Source organism: Streptomyces sp. NPDC093225, assembly GCF_044753805.1.
Taxonomy (GTDB): domain Bacteria; phylum Actinomycetota; class Actinomycetes; order Streptomycetales; family Streptomycetaceae; genus Streptomyces.
In genome coordinates this window covers 82,042-99,743 of sequence record NZ_JBIVNX010000007.1, presented here as the reverse complement: position 1 = coordinate 99,743, position 17,702 = coordinate 82,042, and the positions used below count along the sequence as shown (strand labels likewise).

Annotated in this window: 10 protein-coding genes and 1 riboswitch; of the genes, 7 read left to right on the top strand and 3 right to left on the bottom strand. The window is 73.6% G+C overall.

The features are described 5' to 3' along the window. Positions 1-125: 125 nt before the first annotated feature. Positions 126-2,348, bottom strand: a complete 2,223-nt coding sequence (locus ACIQCH_RS09460; RefSeq protein WP_402579693.1) for an FG-GAP repeat domain-containing protein — start codon at positions 2,346-2,348, stop codon at positions 126-128. A gap of 247 nt (positions 2,349-2,595) precedes the next feature. Between ACIQCH_RS09460 and ACIQCH_RS09455 the strand changes: the two genes are divergently transcribed. From ACIQCH_RS09455 to metE, 3 genes are all read left to right on the top strand, one after another. Continuing rightward, entirely contained in the window at positions 2,596-4,617 is a 2,022-nt protein-coding gene (locus ACIQCH_RS09455) for an FAD-dependent oxidoreductase (RefSeq protein ID WP_402579691.1), read from the top strand. A gap of 54 nt (positions 4,618-4,671) precedes the next feature. Continuing rightward, positions 4,672-5,085 (top strand): PaaI family thioesterase, encoded by a 414-nt coding sequence (locus ACIQCH_RS09450; protein WP_402579689.1) that lies wholly within the window; start codon positions 4,672-4,674, stop codon positions 5,083-5,085. A gap of 476 nt (positions 5,086-5,561) precedes the next feature. Further along, positions 5,562-5,757, top strand: a riboswitch (cobalamin riboswitch). A 186-nt stretch (positions 5,758-5,943) separates the two neighbouring features. Next, positions 5,944-8,229: a 5-methyltetrahydropteroyltriglutamate--homocysteine S-methyltransferase gene (metE, locus tag ACIQCH_RS09445; RefSeq protein ID WP_402579687.1), complete on the top strand. Its 2,286-nt coding sequence runs from the start codon at positions 5,944-5,946 to the stop codon at positions 8,227-8,229. Positions 8,230-8,330: 101 nt separating this feature from the next. Here the strand turns inward: metE and ACIQCH_RS09440 are convergent, their stop codons facing one another. Then, positions 8,331-10,160, bottom strand: coding sequence for a glycoside hydrolase family 15 protein (locus ACIQCH_RS09440; RefSeq protein ID WP_402579685.1), 1,830 nt, complete (start codon positions 10,158-10,160; stop codon positions 8,331-8,333). 301 nt (positions 10,161-10,461) lie between these two features. Between ACIQCH_RS09440 and ACIQCH_RS09435 the strand changes: the two genes are divergently transcribed. Both ACIQCH_RS09435 and ACIQCH_RS09430 read left to right on the top strand, forming a co-directional pair. Further along, positions 10,462-12,798, top strand: a complete 2,337-nt coding sequence (locus tag ACIQCH_RS09435; RefSeq protein WP_402579683.1) for an MMPL family transporter — start codon at positions 10,462-10,464, stop codon at positions 12,796-12,798. Positions 12,799-12,922: 124 nt separating this feature from the next. Continuing rightward, complete coding sequence (locus ACIQCH_RS09430) at positions 12,923-14,332, top strand: DUF2252 domain-containing protein (protein WP_402579681.1); 1,410 nt, start codon at positions 12,923-12,925, stop codon at positions 14,330-14,332. Between the two features lie 198 nt (positions 14,333-14,530). Here ACIQCH_RS09430 and ACIQCH_RS09425 read toward each other — a convergent pair whose 3' ends face one another. After that, positions 14,531-15,964 (bottom strand): glycosyltransferase 87 family protein, encoded by a 1,434-nt coding sequence (locus ACIQCH_RS09425; RefSeq protein ID WP_402579679.1) that lies wholly within the window; start codon positions 15,962-15,964, stop codon positions 14,531-14,533. A gap of 114 nt (positions 15,965-16,078) precedes the next feature. On the opposite strand from ACIQCH_RS09425, the gene ACIQCH_RS09420 reads away from it, so the two are divergent. Both ACIQCH_RS09420 and ACIQCH_RS09415 read left to right on the top strand, forming a co-directional pair. After that, complete coding sequence (locus ACIQCH_RS09420; protein ID WP_402579677.1) at positions 16,079-17,221, top strand: molybdopterin-dependent oxidoreductase; 1,143 nt, start codon at positions 16,079-16,081, stop codon at positions 17,219-17,221. Continuing rightward, positions 17,221-17,634 carry a hypothetical protein gene (locus ACIQCH_RS09415; RefSeq protein ID WP_402579675.1) on the top strand — a complete coding sequence of 138 codons (414 nt, stop codon included), beginning with the start codon at positions 17,221-17,223 and terminating at the stop codon, positions 17,632-17,634. The genes ACIQCH_RS09420 and ACIQCH_RS09415 overlap by 1 nt, the downstream gene beginning before the upstream one ends. The last annotated feature ends 68 nt before the right edge of the window (positions 17,635-17,702 follow it).

Below are 17,702 nucleotides of genomic sequence, written 5' to 3'. Positions count from 1 at the left end.
TGCCTGGATACGATCGAGTACTCTCCGTGACGTTATTGACGCCCTCCGTCACCCGCCAAGGGCGCACGCGGGCCGCAGGGGCGCGGTTCCGGGCGCGGCCCGGCGCACGGCCGCGCGCGGGCGGATCAGTAGACGTGCGTGTACGGCTGGTCCGTGAAGAACGACCCCAGCGCGCGCCGCGGCGCGAACGGTGCCGCCGTGTCGCCCGTACCGCGGTAGAACCAGCTCCGGCCCGCGGCGTCGCGCGCGTACAGGTCGGGCCTGCGGTCCCCGTCCGCGTCGCCCCAGCCCACCAGGTCCGTGTACGCGTTCCAGCCGCCGCCGATCCGGGTCCGGCCGCTGAAGGTGCCGTCGCCGCGACCCCGGTAGAGCCACAGCACACCGGCCTTGTCGCGGGCCAGCAGGTCGCCCGGGGCGCCCCCGGCGATGTTCCCGGTGGCGGTGAGCGCGTTGTACCCGCCCCAGTCGGCGCCGATCCGCTTGCGGGCCTTGTAGGGCGTCGCGGCGGAGCCGGTGCCCGCGTACAGCCAGAGCACGCCGCCCCTGTCGCGGGCGACCAGGTCGGCCCGGTCGTCGCCGGTCAGGTCGCTGCCGGCGGCCAGTGCGTCGTACGCGTTCCAGCCCGACCCGATCCTGCTGCGGCTCGCGACCTTGCCGTCGCCCTTGCCGGTGTACAGCCACAGCACGCCGGCCGCGTCGCGGGCGAGGAGGTCGGCGTGCGCGCTGCCGCCGGCGTTTCCGGCGACGGCGACGGCGGTGTACTTCCGCCAGGCGTCGCCGAGGTAGGCCTCCTCGTCTCCCGCGGGTTCCACCTCCCCGTGACGGTGGCTGGTGTTGTCCCCGATCAGTTGGCCGACGCGCGTGCGGCCGTACAGGTCGGGCGTGCCGTCGTCGGTGAAGTCGTGGGGAGCGGGGGAGCGGCGCACGGTGAAGCCGCCGCCGGTCGTGAGGGCCGGGCCGATGCCGTTGTCCGGGGTGGCGCTGAGCGTCCAGGTGTAGGCGCCGTTCGGGGCCTGGCGGTGGCGGACCATCGTGTCCCAGTCGAGGGTCACCCAGCCGTTCTCGTCCGGCTCGAATTCCTCTTCGTCGAGGTAGGACGTCTCACCCGTGGCCGTGTGGCGCAGTTCGATCCGCACCCAGGCGTTCGACCGCGAGAGCCGCCACCGCATGCGCAGTGACGCCCGCCCGTCGAGGCGGGTGACGGCCGGGACGTCGGTGTCGAGCAGCGTCAGCCGGGTGGGCCGGTCGGACGTGGCGACCGGGGTGGCGCGCGGGGTGCCGTCCGACCCCTTGGCGATCCGGTACAGGCCCTCCCCGTGGGTCAGCGTGCCGCCCACGGCCAGCAGGGTGTCGCCCGGACCCGGTACGACGGAACTCGCGTGGGCCAGCAGCCGCTTGGCCGGTCCCCCGCCCAACGGGGCGGCGTACAGGCCGTAGTCGTTGTACTTGTCACCGCTGTCGATGCCGGTCCGCTGGCCGGAGAGCCACCAGCCGTCGAGCAGTCCCACCACGCGGCTGTCGTGGCCCCCGAGGGTCTGCTGCGTCACCGTGGACGAGCCGCGTGCGGCGAGGCGCAGGACGCCGCCCTGCGCGCCCTTCGCCCAGCCGGTCCACGCGAGGTGGGTGGCGGAAACGGCGACCTCGCCCCATGCCTCCCCGACGCGGAAGGTGTCCGTGATGCGGCCCGCGGCCACGTCGACCACCGCCTGGTGGAGTGCGGGGTACCCCTCGTCGCCGGTCGCGTACTGGAGGACGAACGCGCCGTCGGCGTAGGCCTCCACGCTCAGGTTGCGGGCGCCTTCGGGCAGGCCGGTGACCGTGCGGTCCGCCGCGGTCCCGCCGGCGGCGTCCAGCAGGTGGACCAGCGGCTTGCGCGCCTCCTGGTAGCCGTACGCGATGATCGTGGTCCCGAGCGTGCCGAGGTAGCCGTAGCGGAGGCGGGTGAGGTCGTGCTCGGTCTCGGCGCCCGTGTCCATGTCGCGCAGCCTCAGGGACCCGCCGGACGACGGCGGCAGGGCGACGGTGTCGGACAGGGCGCCGTGACGGAGCGGGCCCGCCACCGGGGTGTCGATGCGCGTGGTGGCGCCGCCGGAATAGCGGGTCCACGTCAGTTTCTCGTGGTCGGAGTCCGTCGTGAGGAACCCGCCGGGGCCGGCGCTGACGATCCGCGCACCGGGTGCGATCCGCGGCAGTGCGGTCGCGGCCTGCGCCGCGTCGGCGGCCCGGGTCCCGGCCACCTCGCCGGCAGGAGCGGCCGTCGCCGGCAGGGCGACCGGGCCGGCGGTGGCCGCGAGGGCGGTCATGGCGGTGACGGCCAGCAGGCGTCTGGGCGTACGGCGGTGCGGCATGGGCCCCCCTGGGCGATACGGGCGGGACCGGACGTACCCGGCGCCCCCGCCGCACGTCCGCCCCGCGAATGCGTGCGGCTGCGGACTGTATCAGGGGTCACACGGTCGTCCGCGTGGGCCCCGTCGGCCCCGCTGAGCTCGGCGAATGCCGGAGGCGCCGCCCTGGAAGGGGGTTGTGCACCTAGTTGCATAATGGGTTACCGGCCGGTACAACGGGGTGTACGACACCGCGCGAGGAGGCGCCCCCATGACCCCGTACCCGCACCTGCTGAGCCCGCTGGACCTCGGCTTCACCACGCTGCCGAACCGCGTGATCATGGGCTCGATGCACACCGGGCTCGAGGAGACCGAGCGCGGCTTCGAGCGGCTGGCCGCCTTCTACGCCGAACGCGCCCGCGGCGGCGTCGGCCTCATCGTCACGGGTGGCATCGCCCCCAACGACCGCGGTCGCCCCTTCCCGGGCGGGGCGCGCCTCACCACCGAGGAGGAGGCCGCCGAGCACCGGGTCATCACCGATGCCGTGCACGCCGAGGGCGGCCGGATCGCGATGCAGATCCTCCACTTCGGCCGGTACGCCTACCACCCCGACCTGGTCGCCCCGAGCGCCGTCCAGGCCCCCATCAGCCCCTTCGTGCCGAACGAGCTGAGCGACGCCGAGGTCGAGGAGACGGTCGAGGACTTCGTCCGCGCCGCCCGCCTGGCGAAGTCCGCCGGCTACGACGGCGTCGAGATCATGGGCTCCGAGGGCTACCTGATCAACGAGTTCACCGCCGAGCACACCAACAAGCGCGAGGACCGCTGGGGCGGCTCGTACGAGAACCGGGTCCGCTTCCCCCTGGAGATCGTCCGCCGCACCCGCGAGGCCGTCGGCCCGGACTTCATCCTCGTCTACCGCCTGTCCATGCTCGACCTCGTCCCCGGCGGCTCCACGCTGGAGGAGGTCGTGCGGCTGGCCAAGGAGATCGAGGCCGCCGGCGCCACCATCATCAACACCGGCATCGGCTGGCACGAGGCCCGCATCCCCACCATCGCCACCTCCGTCCCGCGCGGCGCGTTCACCTGGGTCACGCAGAAGCTGATGGGCGCGGTGAGCATCCCCCTGGTCACCAGCAACCGCATCAACACCCCCGAGAAGGCCGAGGAGATCCTCGCCGAGGGCCGTGCGGACCTGGTCTCCCTGGCCCGCCCGTTCCTCGCCGACGCCGACTTCGTCGCCAAGGCCGCGGCCGCCCGGCCCGAGACCATCAACACCTGCATCGGCTGCAACCAGGCCTGCCTCGACCACACCTTCAGCGGCAAGATCACCTCCTGCCTGGTCAACCCGCGCGCCTGCCACGAGACCGAGCTCGTCCTCGGCCCCACCCGCACCGCCAAGCGCGTCGCGGTCGTCGGCGCCGGCCCGGCCGGCCTCGCCTGCGCCGTCTCCGCCGCCGAGCGCGGCCACTCCGTCACCCTCTACGAGGCCTCCGGCCACATCGGCGGCCAGCTCGACATCGCCCGCCGCATCCCCGGCAAGGAGGAGTTCGACGAGACCGTCCGGTACTTCGCCACCCAGCTCGAACTCCACGGCATCGACGTCCGCCTGAACACCTTCGCCGACGCCGCCGCGCTGGCCGCCGAGGGCTACGACGACGTGGTCGTCGCCACCGGCGTCACCCCGCGCACCCCCGACATCGAGGGCGTCGACCACCCCAAGGTCGTCACCTACCTCGACGTCCTGCGCGACGGCGCCCCGGTCGGCGAGCGGGTCGCGGTCGTCGGCGCCGGCGGCATCGGCTTCGACGTGGCCGAGTACCTCACCGACGGCGGCGAGGGCGCCAGCCAGGACCCGGCCGTGTACTTCCGCCACTGGGGCGTCGACACCACCTACGGCGCCCGCGGCGGCCTCGGCACGCCCGAGCGGCCCGTCCCGCCGCGCACCGTGCACCTGCTCCAGCGCAAGACCACCAAGGTCGGCGCCGGCCTGGGCACCACGACCGGCTGGATCCACCGCACCGAGCTCAAGCACCGGGGCGTGACCATGGTCGCCGGCGCGACGTACGAGCGCATCGACGACGAGGGCCTGCACATCACCGTCGACGGCGAGGCCCGCACCGTGCCCGCCGACACCGTCGTCCTGTGCACCGGCCAGGAGCCGCGCCGCGACCTCTACGAGGAGCTCACCGCGGCCGGCGTCCGGGCGCACCTCATCGGCGGTGCCGACGTGGCCGCCGAACTCGACGCCAAGCGCGCCATCCGCCAGGGCACGGAGCTGGCCGCGGGGCTCTGACCCGCACCGGCACGGGTGTTGTGGCGGCCCGCACCGGGCCGCCACAATCGACCCGTGACGCTGACCACGGCCGAGGCCGACAAGATCCTCACCGACAACTTCGCCCCCTGGGTGCTCGCCCTCGGCCTCACCGTCGCCGAGACCGGCGAGCGGCACGCCGTCCTGCGGCTGCCCTGGTCCGACGCCCTCGCCCGGGACGGCGGCGGCCTGTCCGGTCAGGCCATGATGGCCGCGGCGGACACCGCCACCGTCATCGCCGTCTCGGCGGCCCGCGGCGGGTACGGGCCCATGACGACCGTCCAGCAGTCGACCACCTTCCAACGCCCGGTCGTCGGCGCCGACCTGCTGGTCCGGGTGGACATCTCCAAGCTCGGCAAGCGCATGGCGTTCGCCGACATCACCATGACGGCCGAGGGGCAGGAGGAGCCGGCGGCTCGGGCTTCCACGGTGTACGCCCTCCTGGGCTGAGGTCGCCAGGCCGGTCCGCAGCCTCGTGCCGGGCCGGTCCGCTGCGCGGGCCCGGTCCCCACCTCGCGAGAGTGCCGTCCCGTGGTGTGTGGGGGAGGCGCTTGAGCCGGTATGGCAGGCTGGTCCGGAGGCAGGCCCGGGCCTGGGGTGGCCGAAGGCCAGGGGCGCAGCCCCCTTGCCCCAGGGGTGGGCCTGCCGCAGGGCCTGCAGGCCATGCCGGGTCAAGCGCCGAGGGGACCCACACACCACGGGACGGCCGCCACACACCCCACCCCGCCACCGGCCGCCTATACACCAGGGATCGGCGCCGAGACCCACCTGGCGTACACCCCACCCCAACCCAAGGCGTACATCCGGCACGCCCCCGCTGCCACACCCCCAACCCACCCCTCGACAAGCACCCGCAGCCGCCACCGCAGCGAATTCGCTGATCTTTAGGCGTCCTTGAGGCGTGACCGCATACCCTGGCCCCAGCAGCTGGTTCGCCCCGTCCGCCAGACGGGATGCGTCGTAAGAGGGAACCCGGTGGGAATCCGGGACTGCCCCGCAGCGGTGAGCGGGAACGACCGCCGTCATACGCACTGGGTCCGGCAAGGGCCCGGGAAGCGACGGCCAGTAGGTGCCCGCCGGGAGACCGGCAGGCGTGCCCGCGAGTCCGAAGACCTGCCCGTTGCCCGCGCCCGGCCGATGCCGCGCGCGGACGCTCCGGTGACCTCGTGGGTGGGTCGGAGGACAAGAGACGGGCGATCGCCGCCGCGCGCACCCCTGCGCGCCCGCGGCCGGGGGCCCGCTCCCGTCGTCCCTTCGCGCTCCCGTCCGTCACCGGACCCAGGAGACACACTCGCGAAGGAGAGTGCTGTGACCAGCACTGTGTACGGATACCCCCGCCAGGGCCGGGGCCGGGAACTGAAGACGGCGGTCGAGGGCTACTGGAAGGGCCGCACCGACGCCGCGGCCCTGCACGCCACCGCCGCCGAACTGCGCCGCACCGCCTGGCGGGAGCTCGCCGAGGCCGGCCTCGCGGAGCTGCCGACCGGCGACTTCTCGTACTACGACCACGTCCTCGACACCACCGTCATGGTCGGCGCGATCCCCGACCGGCACCGCGCCGCCGTCGAAGCCGACCCGCTGGACGGGTACTTCGCCATGGCCCGCGGCACCGATGACGCGGCACCGCTCGAGATGACGAAGTGGTTCGACACGAACTACCACTACCTGGTGCCCGAACTGGGTCCGGACACCGTGTTCGCCGCGAACTCGGCCAAGCAGACGGCCGAGTTCGCCGAGGCGTTCGGCCTCGGCCACAGCCCGCGGCCCGTGCTGGTCGGCCCCGTCACGTACCTGCTGCTCGCCAAGCCCGCGCCCGGGGTGCCCGCCGACTTCGAGCCCCTCACCCTGCTCGACCGGCTGCTGCCCGTGTACGCCGAGGTGCTCGCCGACCTGAAGGCGGCCGGCGCCACCTGGGTGCAGCTCGACGAGCCCGCCCTCGTCCAGGACCGCACCCCCGCCGACCTGAACGCCGCCGCCCGCGCCTACCGCGAGCTCGGCGCCCTCGCCGACCGGCCGAAGCTGCTCGTCGCCTCCTACTTCGACCGGCTCGGCGAGGCCCTCCCGGTGCTGGCCAAGGCCCCCGTCGAGGGCCTGGCCCTCGACTTCACCGGCCCGGCCGCCGCCAACCTCGCCGATCTGGCCGCCGTCGGCGGCCTGCCCGGCAAGCGCCTGGTCGCCGGCGTGGTCGACGGCCGCAACGTGTGGATCAACGACCACGAGAAGTCCCTCGCCACCCTCGGCACCCTGCTCGGACTCGCCGACCGCGTGGACGTCGCCGCCTCGTGCTCGCTCCTCCACGTGCCGCTGGACGCGGCCGCCGAACGGGACGTCGACCCGCAGATCCGCCGCTGGCTCGCCTTCGCCCGCCAGAAGACCGGCGAGATCGTCACCCTGGCCCGCGGCCTGGCCCGCGGCACCGCCGCCGTCACCGCCGAACTCGCCGCCAACCGGGCCGACCTGGCCTCCCGCGCGACCTCCCCGCTCACGCGCGACCCCGCCGTGCGCGCCCGCGCCGCCGCCGTCACGGACGCCGACGCCCGCCGCACCCAGCCGTACCCCGAACGCGCCGCGGCCCAGCGCGCCCACCTGGGCCTGCCCCCGCTGCCCACCACGACCATCGGGTCGTTCCCGCAGACCACGGCCCTGCGGACGGCCCGCGCCGACCTGCGGTCCGGCCGGATCGGCCAGGACGAGTACGACAAGCGCATCGCCGCCGAGATCGACGAGGTCGTCGCCTTCCAGGAGGACGCCGGACTCGACGTCCTCGTCCACGGCGAGCCCGAACGCAACGACATGGTCCAGTACTTCGCCGAGCAGCTCACCGGCTACCTCGCCACCCGGCACGGCTGGGTCCAGTCGTACGGCACCCGCTACGTCCGCCCGCCGATCCTGGCCGGCGACATCTCCCGCCCGGCCCCGATGACCGTCCGCTGGACGACGTACGCCCGGTCCCGCACCCCCAAGCCCGTCAAGGGCATGCTCACCGGGCCCGTCACCATGCTCGCCTGGTCCTTCGTCCGCGACGACCAGCCGCTCGCCGACACCGCCCGGCAGGTCGCCCTCGCCCTGCGCGACGAGGTCGTCGACCTGGAGGCCGCCGGCACCTCCGTCATCCAGGTCGACGAACCCGCCCTGCGCGAGACCCTCCCGCTGCGCGCCGAGCGCCGCGCCGACTACCTCGCCTGGGCCACCGGGGCCTTCCGCCTCGCCACTTCGGCCGTCCGGCCCGACACCCAGATCCACACCCACATGTGCTACGCGGAGTTCGGCGACGTCCTGCGGGCCATCGACGACCTCGACGCCGACGTGATCAGCCTCGAAGCGGCCCGCTCGCACATGCAGGTGGCCCGCGAACTCGCCGGCGCCGGCTACCCCCGCGAGGCCGGACCGGGCGTCTGGGACATCCACTCCCCGCGCGTCCCCTCGGCCGCGGAGGTCACCGACCTGCTCCGGGCCGGCCTCGCCGCCCTCCCCGCGGACCGGCTGTGGGTCAACCCGGACTGCGGCCTCAAGACCCGCGGCTGGCCCGAGACCCGGGCCTCCCTCCACCACCTGGTGACCGCCGCCCGGACCCTGCGCACCGAACTCTCCTGACCCGTCCGGCCCCTCCGGGCGGCGGCGCACCCCACGCGCCCCGCCCGGAGGGGTCGGCGCGCGCGCCGCGACCGGCCCCCCGCCGGGCCGAGGGGGCCGGGTCAGTCCTCGGCGCGGTCCAGGGCCTCGTCGAGGGCCTGGGCGGCGGTGATGAGGGCCAGGTGGGTGAACGCCTGCGGGAAGTTGCCCAGTTGCTCGCCCCGCGGGCCGATCTCCTCGGCGAACAGGCCGACGTGGTTGGCGTAGGTGAGCATCTTGTCGAACGCGTAGCGGGCCATGCCCAGCCGGCCGGCCCGGGCGAGGGCGCCGACGTAGAGGAAGGTGCACAGTGAGAACGTGCCCTCGTCGCCGCGCAGGCCGTCGGGGGACTCGCGCGGGTCGTAGCGGTGCACGAGGCTGTCGGAGACCAGGTCGGACTCGATCGCGTCCAGGGTCGACAGCCAGCGGCGGTCCTTCGGGGACAGGAACCCGACGGTGGGCAGGAGCAGCAGCGCGGCGTCCAGCACGTCCCCGTCGAGCGCCTGGACGAAGGCCTGCCGGCGGGGGCTGTAGCCGCGCTCGATGATCTGCCGGAACACCGCGTCCCGGGTCGCGGTCCAGCCCGCCACGTCGGCCGGCCGCGCCAGCTCGGTGGCCATCCGGATGCCGCGGTCGAAGGCCGACCAGCACATCAGCCGGCTGTACGTGAAGTCCTTGCGGCCGCCCCGGGTCTCCCAGATGCCCTCGTCGGGGCGGTCCCAGTTGGCGGTCAGCCAGTCGAGCAGCGCGCTGAGGTTCTGCCAGCCGTCGTACCCGGCCGTGTGGGTCACGTCGCGGCCGTGGCTGAGGGCGAAGACGACCTCGCCGTAGATGTCGAGCTGGAGCTGCTCGGCCGCGCCGTTGCCGAGCCGTACCGGTGCCGAGCCGCGGTAGCCCTCCAGGTGGTCGAGCACCGCTTCGTCCAGGTGCGGGTCGCCGTCGACCCGGTACATGATCTGCAGCGGTTCGCCGGTCACCGTCCTGCGGTCCGTCACCCGTCCGCCCAGCCAACGACGGAACGCGTCCGCCTCCTCCTCGAACCCCAGGTCCAGGAGGGCCTTGACCGACAGGGAGCCGTCCCGCACCCAGGTGTAGCGGTAGTCCCAGTTCCGCTCGCCGCCCACCCGCTCGGGCAGGCCCATGGTGACGGCGGCGACCGGGGCGCCCGTGGGGGCGTACGTCATGAGCTTCAGGGTGATGGCCGAGCGGTTCACCATCTGCTGCCAGCGGCCGCGGTACCGGCTGCGCCGCAGCCAGCGGTGCCAGTACTCGTACGTGGAGTGGAAGGCGTGCCGCATGCGGCCCTCGGTGATCGGCTCCGGGGCCGTCGCCGCCGCGGGGCCGTGGCAGACCGTCAGGACGGCCGCCGCCATCTCGCCCTGCTGCAGCAGGGCCTCCCCGTGCACCCCCGTCCCGTCGGCGGTCAGCCGGACCGGCCCACCGACCTGGAGGAACACGGCGAGGTCCGGCGTCGTGAAGTGCGCGGTGTCGCCTTCCAGCGTGAGGCCGTGGTCGCCGCGCGCGTAGTCGAAGGCGGGCCGGCAGTCGAGCCGGAAGCGGACCGTGCCGCGGGTGACCCGCAGGATGCGGATGATCCGGTTCTGGCCCGCGGGGGCCTCGGCCTCGCCCAACGGCATGAAGTCGATGACCTCGCCGACGCCCTCCTCGGTCATGAAACGGGTGACGAGGACGGCGGTGTCCGCGAGGTAGAGCTGGCGCGTGGTGGTCCCGGGACCGTCCTCGGTGATGGCGAAGTGGCCGCCCCGGTCGTGGTCGAGGAGCGCGGCGAACAGGCTCGGTGAGTCGAAGCGGGGGGCGCAGAACCAGTCCAGCACCCCGTCGGAGGAGACCAGCGCGGCCGTCCGCAGGTCCCCGATCAGTCCGTGGTCCCCGATCGGCGGATATCGACGCATGGCAGTCCCTTCGCCGGGTCGGCCCGTTCCCCGCGCCGAGGCCGCGCGGTGCCCCCACGCTAAGGCCGCGCGGGGCGGCGGGCACCCGGTACGGGAGGGGCGGCGGCGGGGTGCTGCCGGGTGCGCACACGGGCCGTCACCCGGTCGGCCCGCGCGGCGTGCCGCCGGATCCGGCCCCTACTTCAATTGCGGTGTCCAGAACGTGCACCGCCCCGGGCGGTGCACGTCGCACCGCCACACGGCCGCGGCGACCGCCCCGTACGGGCGTCCGGCGCCGGTGCTCGTCATCCGGGGAGTCCGCATGGCATCGTCCGCGCCCGTGCCCGACCGCCCTGCCGCGAACGGCGGCACCCCGACCACCGGGTCCGCCCGGAAGGGCCTCCTGCGACGCATCGGGGAGTGGTGCGCCCGGCGCGCCGTGGTCGTCATCGTCCTCTGGCTGGTCGCCCTCGTCGGCCTGCAGGCGCTGGGCCGCGTGTACGGCGGCGACTACTCCGACGACTTCGCCCTGCCCGACGCCCAGTCGCAGCAGGGCCTCGACGTCCTCAAGGAGCACGAGCCCGCGGCCGGCGGCTACAGCGCGCAGGTCGTCCTCAACGACCCGGCCAAGCCGCTCACCCAGTTCGGCGACCAGATCGGCTCCGCAGTCACGGCACTCGGGAAGCTGCCGCACGTCCTCTCGGCCCAGAGCCCGCTGCCGCCGCCCGGCACTCCGCCCCCGCCACCGCCCCCGGCGGGCACCCCGAACGTCGGCCCGCTGTCCACGGACGGCAAGACCGCGTACATCACCATGCGGTTCGACGTCGCGCCCTCCACCCTCGAAGAGAGCTACCTGGACGGCGTCGACGCGGCGGTCCAGCCGCTGCGCGCGGCCGGCGTGGACGTCGAGTACGGCGGCCCGCTGGGCGAACTGGCGCGGCCCGAGGCGGACGACCGCACCAGCGAGGCCATCGGCTTCGCGGTGGCCGTCGTGGTGCTCCTGATCGGCTTCGGCAGCGTCATCGCCGCCGTCATGCCACTGGTGTCCGCCCTGATCGCGGTGATCTGCGGCCTGGCCCTGCTGAGCCTGCTGGCGGCGGCCTTCACCTTCGCCACGGTCTCACCCACGCTGGCCACGATGATCGGCCTGGGCGTCGGCATCGACTACGCGCTCTTCCTGATCACCCGCCACCGCCAGAACCTGATGAACGGCCTGGACCCGGTGAGCGCCGGCGGCATGGCCACGGCCACCAGCGGCCGGGCCGTGCTGGTCTCCGGCTGTACCGTCATCATCGCCCTGTCCGGTCTGTGGGTGTCCGGGGTCAGCTTCATCGGCAAGCTCGGCCTGGCCGCGGCCGTCACGGTGGTCACCGCCGTCCTCGGCGCCCTGACGCTGGTCCCCGCGATGCTGGGGGCGGTCGGGCGCCACATCGACCGCTTCACGGTCCGCAAGCCCATCGCCGAGACCGACGCCGAGCCGGGCGAGGAGGTCACGGGCGCCTGGCACCGGTACGCGCTGCGGGTCGAGCGCAGGCCGTGGACCTTCCTGATCTCGGGCGTCGCGGTGCTGGTCGTCCTGGCGATCCCGCTGTTCTCCATCCAGCTCGGGCACATCGGCGACGGCGCCGACCCCGAGTCGTTCACCGACCGGCGGGCCTTCGACCTGATGTCCGAGGCCTTCGGCCCGGGCTCCAACGGGCCGCTCACGCTCGTGATCGACCAGTCGTCCGTGCCGGCCGCGGACCGCTCGGCACTGGCCACCGCGGCGGGCAAGGCCCTGACGGGAGTGCCCGACGCCGCGCTCGTCACCCCGCTGAAGCCCACCTCGGACGGGGACGTCCTGCTGGCGACCGCCTACTCGGTCGCCAGCCCGCAGGACGAGAAGACCACCCAGCTGGTCGAGCACCTGGTGCACGACGTCCTGCCGCAGGCGGCCGCCGGCACCGCTGCCAAGACGTACGTCACCGGCACGACCGCGGCCCAGGTCGACTTCCTCGAGATCGTCTCCAGCCGGCTGGTCCTGATCATCCTCGTGGTCGTCAGCCTGGCGTTCCTCGTCATCCTGGTCGTCTTCCGCGGCCTGCTGGTGGCGGTGAAGGCGGCCGTGCTCAACGTGCTCTCGATCGGCGCCTCCTACGGTGTCGTGGTCGCCGTCTTCCAGTGGGGTTGGGGCGGCCCGGCGCTCGGCGTGTCGGGCAAGGTGCCGATCGAGAGCTACGTGCCGATGATGATGTTCGCCATCGTCTTCGGCCTCAGCATGGACTACGAGATCTTCCTGCTGTCCCGGGTGCACGAGGCGTGGCTGCGCACCGGAGACGCGAAGGCGAGCGTGGCGCACGCGCTGGAGATCACGGCCCGGGTCATCACCTGCGCGGCCCTGATCATGGTCAGCGTCTTCGCGGCCTTCATCGTCAGCGACAACATCGTCGTCAAGATGCTGGGCCTGGGCCTGGCGGTGAGCGTCCTGATCGACGCCACGGTCGCCCGCCTCCTGCTCGTCCCCGCCACCATGACGCTCCTGGGCGAACGCGCCTGGTGGATCCCCGCCTGGCTGGACCGCATCCTCCCCCACATCGACACGGAGGGCGAGGGCGAACTCGCCACCGCTCCCGCCCCCACGCCCAGCCCCACCCCGCCCTCCCCGCCGAAGACCCCCTGAGCCGGCGCCCCGTTCGCCGGGCGCACCACCCGGAGCTACGTTGGTGGAAGGGGTCGGGACGGCGGCCCGGTGGGCGCCCGCCCTCCCGGTCCGAACGCACGGGGACTCCTAGGACGGTGGCGGCATGACCGAAGCGCAGAACGACGTCCGGCACCGCACGCCGCAGGAGCGGGCCGCCCTCGGCAAGGCGGCCAGACGCTCCGTACCCCGCTCCAGCCACGCCGAGTACGCCCCCGCGGAGAAGCGGCCGGACCCGGTGGACGTCATCGAGGCGCAGTCGGCGAGGCGGGTGCCCGAGCTCGTGCCCATCCGCTACGGACGGATGTCCGAGTCGCCGTTCCGCTTCTACCGGGGGGCCGCGGCCATCATGGCCGGGGACCTGGCGGGCACCCCGCGGTCCGGCATCACCACCCAACTGTGCGGCGACGCACACCTGTTGAACTTCCGGCTGCTGGCCTCGCCCGAACGCCGCCTGATGGTCGACCTCAACGACTTCGACGAGACGCTGCCCGGCCCGTGGGAGTGGGACGTCAAGAGGCTGGCCGCCAGCTTCGTCATCGCGGGCCGGGCGAACGGCTTCGGCGAGAAGGAGCGCGCCCGCATCGTGAACGCGACGGTGCGGTCCTACCGCGAGTGGATGCGACAGTTCGCCACGCTGGGCAACCTCCCCGTGTGGTACGCCCAGTTCGAGGAGCACGACGTGCAGTCCCGGTTCGTCCAGGGCCTGGGCGGCCGGGCCCGCGACCGGTGGGAGCAGGCGGTGGCGAAGGCCCGTACCCGGGACAATCTCCAGGTCTACCGCAAGCTCACCCGGGTGGTGGACGGGGAGGTCCGCATCGCGCCGGACCCACCCCTGGTCACGCCGCTCCAGGACCTGCTCCCGGGCACCGAGCGGACGGAGCTGGCACGCTTGATCCGCAAGCTGATCAAGCGGTACGCGAAGACGGTGCAGTCCGACCGGCGGTTCCTGCTGGACCAGTACCAGCTCGTCGACATGGCCCGCAAGGTGGTCGGGGTCGGGAGCGTGGGCACCCGCTGCTGGATCGTGCTGCTGCTCGGCAGGGACGACGAGGACCCGCTGTTCCTGCAGGCCAAGGAGGCCGACGAATCGGTGCTGGCCCCCTTCGCCGGCGCCAGCCGCTACGCCCAGCAGGGCGAGCGCGTGGTCTCGGGCCAGCGGCTGCTGCAGGCCACCAGCGACGCCTTCCTCGGCTGGGAGCGGGTGGACGGCATCGACGGCCGCCGACGGGACTTCTACATCAGGCAGTTGCGCGACTGGAAGGGCATCGCCGAGCCCGAGAAGATGCTGCCGACGGGACTCCAGGCGTTCGGCGAGATGTGCGGCGCCGTGCTGGCCCGTGCGCACGCACGGTCGGGCGACCGCATCGCCATCGCCTCCTACCTGGGCAGCGGCGACGCCTTCGACCGGGCCCTGGTGACGTTCGCCGAGCTCTACGCCGACCAGAACGAGCGGGACCACCAGGCCCTCGTCGACGCCGTCGCCACGGGCCGGGTGAAGGCCGCGACGGTCTGACCGGGGCACCGCCCCACACCCCCGGCCCCCGGCGGACCCGTGACCGGACATACGAGAAGTCGAGCGTCGGGGCTGCCCTGTGTGCGTCGTCCTTCGCGTACCCGGGTGAGGTATCCCTCCTGCTCCAGGTCCGCGACGATCGCCGGGACGGTCCGCTCGGTGAGCATGCACGTCACCGGCCTCCCGGGCCGGTCGGGGTCACGCCGGATGCCGTGACGCCGTGGCCGGGGCCTCGGCTCCCCTCACCCCGGCTCGCCGCCGGACCCAGGTCATCATGAGGACGAGGGCCGCTGCTGCGCCGTACGCGATGTTGCTCAGCGACGGCTGGAAGTGGAGCGTCGGGGCAAGGACGTAGACGGCGGCGCCCGCGAGGGGGATGCCGAGCCATTCCCAGCGTCCGTCCAGGGCCACGAGGGCGATCAGGAGCAGCCCGTACCAGGAGTAGCCGGGGGTGAGGAGGACGAACGCCCAGCCGGTGACCAGGAGAGCGCCGCTCCAGGGGCGTCGCGGGTCGCCGCGCCACATCACGTACAGGGACACGACCACGATGACGGCGAGCAGAACGGGCAAGGCCCAGGTGTCGGGCAGGATCAGGCGAAGGAGCGAGTAGCGGGATCCGGTCGAGGGGTCGTCGTAGCCCTCCTCCTGCACGTAGCCGCCGAGGTAGCCGAAGACCGAGTCGTGCGAGAGGAGGACGTACGGGAGGTAGGCGAGTACGGCGAAGGCAGCGGCGGGTAGGAGTACCGCTGCCGCGTCGCGGAAGCGGCGGACCCCGGACAGCGCGCCGGGGAGGATGACGGCGGGCATCAGCTTCGTGGCGATGGCCGCGCCGATCAGCACTCCGCCCGCCGCCCGCCGGGGCAGGGCACGGGAGGCGACGAGGCCGAGTCCGGCGACCGCGAGGAGCACGCCCAGGACGTCGACGTGCGCGTTGTTGACGGCCTCGACGGGGACGGCCGGGCACCAGGCCCAGTACGCGGCCTTGCGCAGGTCGTCGCCGCGCCGTCGCAGGATCAGGAGGAGCGTGCCGGTGACCCCGAGGGAGATCAGGGCGGCCCCGGCCTGGAGCGGCTTGTGGCGGGAGTCGGCGGGGGAGAGGCGGTCTACGGCCAGGAAGTACGCCTCGGCGACGGGCGGGTAGATGGTGTGGACGGCGGGCCTGTTGATGCGGGTGCAGTGGGGCGTGCTGCCCGTGTGGGGGATCGGGGCGAGGCCGGCGCCCGTGCAGGCGGCGCCGGTGGGGAACAGCCAGCGGTCGCGCAGCCTGGCGAGCGCCGGGTCCTGGGGGGTGTGGTCGTACGGGGAGGTGCCGGCGGACTGGACGCGGCCGTCCCAGGCGTAGCGGAAGGAGTCGGTGCTGGTCCGCGGCGGCCCCATCAACCCGGTCAGCGTGACGGCGACGGCCCCCGCGGTGATCAGCCACGCGACGCTGCGAGCAGGGACGCGGCGCAGAGCCAGCAGCGCGACGGTGAAGAGGGCCCAGCAGGCCGCGTACCGGCAGAACAGGCCGACCGGGTCGCTGAAGTAGCCCCCGTACCCGATGGTGTGGGCGAGGAGCGTCGTGAGTGTGGCGAGGGCGAGGGCGGTGGCTGCCAGCCCGGTGCGAGGGGTGGGGGCGGTATGGGCTTTCACCTGCGGAATCGTTCCAGGCGCCGGCTCTCCCGCGGGCCATGCCGCCTCGGACGTCCGTGTTTCGTAAGGTGTTCCGGCTGCCTGCTCGGGCCTCGTCGGGGGTGTGATGGGGGCATGCGTTTCACCCTCCCTTCCGGGCCGCCCGTCACCTTCAAGGCGCGCCTGCACGATGCCCGTACCGCGACCGTCATCGGCCGCTGGCTCGGCCTGGCCGTGGCCGTCTGCTTCGCGACCGGTGTGCTGAGCCACTACCTCCAGCACCCGCCCGGATGGCTGGCCGATTGGCTGCCGAGCCGCCCGTACTGGGGCTATCGGCTCACCCAGGGTCTGCACGTGGCCTCCGGCATCGCCGCGATCCCGCTGCTGCTGGCGAAGCTGTGGGCGGTCTATCCGCGGTTGTTCGCTCGGCCTCCGGTGCGATCGGCCCTCCACGCCCTGGAGCGGATCTCCGTGGCGGTCCTGGTCGCGGCCGGACTGTTCGAGCTGTTCACGGGGCTGCTGAACACCTTCCAGTGGTACCCCTGGCCCTTCTCCTTCGTTCCCGTGCACTACGCGGTCGCCTGGCTCCTGCTGGGATCGCTTCTGCTGCACGTCTCCGTGCAATGGCCGAAGATCCGGGACCACTTCACCCTCCGTTCTCCCGGAACCCTGGCATTGCCCGAGGCCGACGGGCCGGACCGCAGGCAGCTCCTCCTCGGCGTCACGGCCGCGGTCGGAGCGGTCACGCTCACCACGGTCGGACAATCCGTCACCGCGCTCGGCCCGCTGGAACTGTTCGGCCCGCGCAGTCCCGCCCACGGGCTCCAAGGACTCCCCGTGAACCGGACGGCCGCCGCCGCGCACATCTCCGGGGCCTCTTTGGCCGGCTGGCGTCTGACCGTGGCCGGGCCGCGCCCGTACACCCTCACGCTGGAGGAGCTGCGCGCCATGCCGCAGCATGACGTCACCCTGCCCATCGCCTGCGTGGAGGGCTGGAGCAAGTCCGCACACTGGACCGGGGTGCGGGTGCGCGACCTCCTGGAGCGTGCGGGCGGCGGCCCGGGTGCGCGGGCCCGGGTGGTCTCCCTGGAAGCGGCGGGTGCCTACCGGGTGATGGAGATGGGACGCCTGTACGCGCAGGACCCGCTGACGCTGCTCGCGCTCCGGCTGAACGGTGACGTGCTGTCCCTGGACCACGGCTACCCGGCGCGGATCATCGCCCCGAACCGGCCCGGCGTCCTGCAGACCAAGTGGGTCGGCCGACTGGAGGTGGCGTGATGAACTTCCGGTACGTGATGGGCGGATGCGGGCTGTCGTGCGCGGCCTGGGGCGGGTGGCTGCTGCTCCAGCAGCCCGAGCCGTGGCGGATCGCCGTCTGGCTCGGGGGAGCGGTCGTCGCGCACGACGGGTTCGTCGTGCCCGTGGTGATGGCGATCGCCGCCCTCGTTGCGGTGGCCGGCCTTCGCTTGCACGGGGTGCCGCGTGCGGCCCTGATCGTCGCGGGCTCCCTCACCGCGATCGCGCTTCCCCCACTCCTGCGTCCGAGGGGCGTGGCCAACCCGACCGTGCTGCCGCTCGACTACCTGCGCAACTGGCTGCTCGCCCTGGCCGCCATCGCGCTGTTCACCCTTGCTCACGCCGGTGTGCGTGCGGTGGCGCGCCGGGTGGGCCGGGAGGGCCGTCGGGCCTGATCGAAGCGGTGCCGCGGCGAAGCCGTCAGGTTCGCGCATTGTTCTTGAATGGTCGTTCATGTATGTTC

Coding starts and splice junctions, on each gene's coding strand:
- ACIQCH_RS09435 (WP_402579683.1), top strand. CDS start 10,462: ATGGCATCGTCCGCGCCCGTGCCCGACCGCCCTGCCGCGAACGGCGGC.
- ACIQCH_RS09430 (WP_402579681.1), top strand. CDS start 12,923: ATGACCGAAGCGCAGAACGACGTCCGGCACCGCACGCCGCAGGAGCGG.
- ACIQCH_RS09455 (WP_402579691.1), top strand. CDS start 2,596: ATGACCCCGTACCCGCACCTGCTGAGCCCGCTGGACCTCGGCTTCACC.
- ACIQCH_RS09420 (WP_402579677.1), top strand. CDS start 16,079: ATGCGTTTCACCCTCCCTTCCGGGCCGCCCGTCACCTTCAAGGCGCGC.
- ACIQCH_RS09415 (WP_402579675.1), top strand. CDS start 17,221: ATGAACTTCCGGTACGTGATGGGCGGATGCGGGCTGTCGTGCGCGGCC.
- ACIQCH_RS09440 (WP_402579685.1), bottom strand. CDS start 10,160: ATGCGTCGATATCCGCCGATCGGGGACCACGGACTGATCGGGGACCTG.
- ACIQCH_RS09460 (WP_402579693.1), bottom strand. CDS start 2,348: ATGCCGCACCGCCGTACGCCCAGACGCCTGCTGGCCGTCACCGCCATG.